We start from the raw sequence: 3,724 nt of genomic DNA on the forward strand, positions 1-3,724 counted from the left end.
ACCAATCGCCAAGTAGTCATTGAACTTTTGCAAGAGAAAAAAGCTAAAGGCTGTGGCTTAATTGGCATTTTTCACGATGAAGAAGTGCGATCGCAACTTTGTAACCGCGAATTAATCTTTGGTAAGGATAATTGAACCATGAATGAACAGATTTACACTAACTATCGTCTGCAACTACCAGATCAAGAACTGCTAGGTACTTTAGTAGTGCGAGATGGATTGATTGCTGATATTCAACCAGGGATTGTGAGTCATGGTCAAAATGGTCAGGGAGATTATCTATTACCAGGATTGATTGAGTTACACACCGATAATCTCGAACGCTGTATGTCTCCCCGCCCCGGTATTCGTTGGCCTTTAGAAGCCGCAGCAGTTTATCATGACCGAGATTTAGCTAGTGCGGGAGTCACAACAGTATGCGATGCGATCGCAATTGGTGATGTGGCGGCTGGCTCTCCTCGCTTAACTAACTATGCGCCGATGATTGATGTCATTTCCCAAGCACAAGTCGCCGGACGCTTCTGTGTGGAACATCGCATTCATTTACGCTGTGAACTGGCTTTTGACAAGGTTTATGAGATTACAGCGCAATACTCAGATCATCCTCTTTTATCAATGATTTCGCTGATGGATCATACTCCAGGTCAACGGCAGTTTACCCGGTTGGACAAGTTTAAAGAGTATTACATGGGAAAACACGGTGTTACTCCTGACAAAATTGACGAGTTCATCATCATTCGTCAGCAACAGCAACAACTATATGCACAAAAAAATCGTATGGCTTTAGTAGAACTTACCAAAGCCAAAGGTATTTCCTTAGCAAGTCACGATGATGCTACTGTGGAACACGTCCAAGAAGCGGTTCAAGATGGAGTAGTGCTAGCTGAGTTTCCAACTACATTAGAAGCTGCCAAAGCAGCGCATAACTTAGGATTACAAGTTTTGATGGGTGCGCCTAATTTAGTTTTAGGTGGTTCTCACTCTGGTAACGTTTCAGCTATGAAACTTGTTTTGCACGATTTAGTTGATGTGATCTCTTCTGATTATGTTCCTCAAAGCTTATTGCAATCCATCTGGATAATTGCCCATAAGACTGGCAAGCCTATTTACCAAGCTATGCAATTATTTACCAGTAACCCAGCCAAAGCCATTAATTTATTTTGCGATCGCGGTAGTTTGGAGGTTGGAAAAAGAGCTGATGCGATCACTGTTCATGATGATGGTATCATACCCCGTTTGAGTGCAACTATCTGCCAAGGCAATCGTATTTCTTAAGTTAAAAATATTACATATAAATGTAACTTTTATTGGCTATTTTATGCCGTCTTAGTCGGTTTAGGAGATGCAGTTACCGATGAATTATCTCTACCTTTTGACCGCATTTCTCTGGAGATGATAATTCGATTGTTTGTATCATTTTAGTGTCGCGCAAGAAAAAGGCAAAGCCGAAGACCTTGTGAAGTATTTTGCTGCTAAGGAAAATCAAGATTTAGGAGTCGTCAAAGCCAAACGATTGCCAGTCTCTAAGCTGGATTTATCCCCTCTTCACGCACCCTCTTGACAAAAGTGTAATTATCTTAACCTCTTATCGATGCATTGGGGTATTGCCTAAAATGCGGGGGGAGGAACTACTTGGTTTTACCTACATCCATAATGATGTGAAAATCGCTGGTTATCAAGTATACAAACCCTATAGTTGGAACAAACTGCTGTCTGAATATGGAATCATGTACGACCCAGATAAAGATAAAGAAGTAATTCAACAAGCTAAAGCCAAAGCAATTGCTCGCATAAATAGTATAATTTTAAGTAATATTGATTACTTATATAGTGATAAACCTACTAATAGCAGTACAAGTGACAGTAATGGTAATACCGATAGTACCTCTAAAAAATTTGTTACTATATATACACTAAACAGTAATTATCCCAGTGAGATTTCGATAATACAACCAAAATTAGAATATAACCCCACTTCGGAAGCAAATAAGACTAAGAAAAAAGTTCAGCCGCATCCAAAGAAACAGCACCCACAACAGGATATTTCAGAAGAAAACGGTCTTACTACTCAACAAATCCTGGAAGAGCAATCTTCCCTTATTCCTGCTTCTGTTACCCTTCTGGCTTCTACTCTCAAACATCTGCCTTTTATAATTACTGACTATATGCTTGTTACCAATAACTTCCGTATCAAAGGACGGGAGTTGAGTGCCAGCTTAGATAGCAATACTCTGAGTGTTTACCGTCATGGGGATAATACTCCTGTGATGCAAATCTGCTACAGTCAGGGAACCTGGTACGAAGAGATACCAACTCGACTAACAACAAACGAAATTGAGCAGATTGAAAGTTTGCGTTTCTTTACCCAACAAGCATTAATCAATCAACAGCGATCGCAAAAAGGTATTGAGCAATAGTAAATCTGTAAATAGAGAGAGAGTTTAATCTACTCAAAATTAGGGGTAGGACTGGCAAAGACACTGTTGGCGAAGTTGTCACCAAGTGCAAACTAAACAGTTTAGGTTTTAAAAATTTCGTTTAGCAATCCGGGTTCTTTGTCTAGCTGGATGTGAATTTGGGGGCAGCTATTTGTGGATTTGTGGGGCATAAAAAATTGTTTTGTCTATTGGTGTCTTAGCATCAAAAGTACAACTTTTTGCGCTCGTATTTGTTAGATATGAATTAAACCGTAAAATGCAGAAATTCGCTAACTTCAAGCCAAGTGCGTTCAACAGACAAGCTATCTGGGTTGATTCCGTGAAAGTCTAGATTCTTTTTCTCATAAGTTTTTAGCCTATCTATTGTGCTTTCGGCTAATTCCTTGGTTTTAAATAAGCAAGCTTCTTCTATTTCAAAAGTCCATTCAGTATTTGATACATAATAGTAATTTAAATCTAGAAAGTGACCAAATACTACCCAGACATCTTTTTTAGGCATATCTTTTATTTTATCTTTTATGAAGAAGAATCAGCCCCAGCATTAACAACATAAGCATCTATTTCGCAGTAGTTATCGCCACTAAATATTATTCTAGGCTCCTCATAATAGAAAACTTCTGCATAAACATGTCCTACTAATTTAGCAAAAGTATCAGCGTAAGGATTCAGGTTTAATATTTAGGAAGCAGAGACGGACGAGACTGATAATCAAGAGAACCAGCCAGTAGAGCTTGTGCAAAAAAATCAATTACAGACCTACCTTGACGGCGGCAGGTTTGCACCACAGTCAACAAATTGGCAGTATTGGCATATGCGGAAAACCATTCAAACGCTAAACGGAGCAGTGTTTGTAGCAGGTAAGGGTAAAGAATGTGCCAACGCCGAATGTGAATATTTTGGTAAACACTACTTAGCATATGGCGTATTAAAATATAGTTTGCCTCAAAGCACTTACGGACTAGATGTGCTGGCATTTATCGGTTGGCAACATGAGCATGAGCATCAACAGTTGGTAGAAATTCAACGAGAATTAAATCAGCGTGGTGTGGAAATTAACGAGAGTAATGTAGGTAAGTTATATCGTCAATTTCTGGCACTGTTGGGTGGAACGATGGCACATACACAGGAGAAGTTAGCTGCCACAGTAGTTGAACATGGCGGTTTAATTTGGGCAATTGATGCGTTACAGCCCGAAGGACATGGGACTTTGTTATACGTGTTATATGAAGTATTAAGTGGTACAGCAGTCAGTGCAATTCAATTGCCACAAGCACAAGGAGAACAGC

Annotated in this window: 4 protein-coding genes and 1 pseudogene; 4 read left to right on the forward strand and 1 reads right to left on the reverse strand. The window is 39.5% G+C overall.

All coding sequences use genetic code 11. The annotated features are described in order from the left end of the window. Positions 1–138 precede the first annotated feature (138 nt). From phnM to IQ229_RS17800, 3 genes and pseudogenes are all read left to right on the forward strand, one after another. Positions 139–1,275 (forward strand): phosphonate metabolism protein PhnM, encoded by a 1,137-nt coding sequence (phnM, locus tag IQ229_RS17790; RefSeq protein ID WP_194045978.1) that lies wholly within the window; start codon positions 139–141, stop codon positions 1,273–1,275. A 33-nt stretch (positions 1,276–1,308) separates the two neighbouring features. Further along, a pseudogene (locus IQ229_RS24175) lies at positions 1,309–1,543 on the forward strand (IS4 family transposase); the annotation flags it as partial. Between the two features lie 61 nt (positions 1,544–1,604). After that, positions 1,605–2,417: a hypothetical protein gene (locus tag IQ229_RS17800; RefSeq protein WP_228013534.1), complete on the forward strand. Its 813-nt coding sequence runs from the start codon at positions 1,605–1,607 to the stop codon at positions 2,415–2,417. A gap of 265 nt (positions 2,418–2,682) precedes the next feature. Here IQ229_RS17800 and IQ229_RS17805 read toward each other — a convergent pair whose 3' ends face one another. Continuing rightward, entirely contained in the window at positions 2,683–2,937 is a 255-nt protein-coding gene (locus IQ229_RS17805) for a hypothetical protein (protein WP_179064379.1), read from the reverse strand. 234 nt (positions 2,938–3,171) lie between these two features. On the opposite strand from IQ229_RS17805, the gene IQ229_RS17810 reads away from it, so the two are divergent. Further along, positions 3,172–3,724 (forward strand): hypothetical protein (locus tag IQ229_RS17810; protein ID WP_228013535.1); only part of this gene is annotated, 553 nt, incomplete at its 3' end.

This window comes from Nostoc cf. edaphicum LEGE 07299 (assembly GCF_015207245.1).
Lineage (GTDB): Bacteria > Cyanobacteriota > Cyanobacteriia > Cyanobacteriales > Nostocaceae > Nostoc > Nostoc edaphicum_B.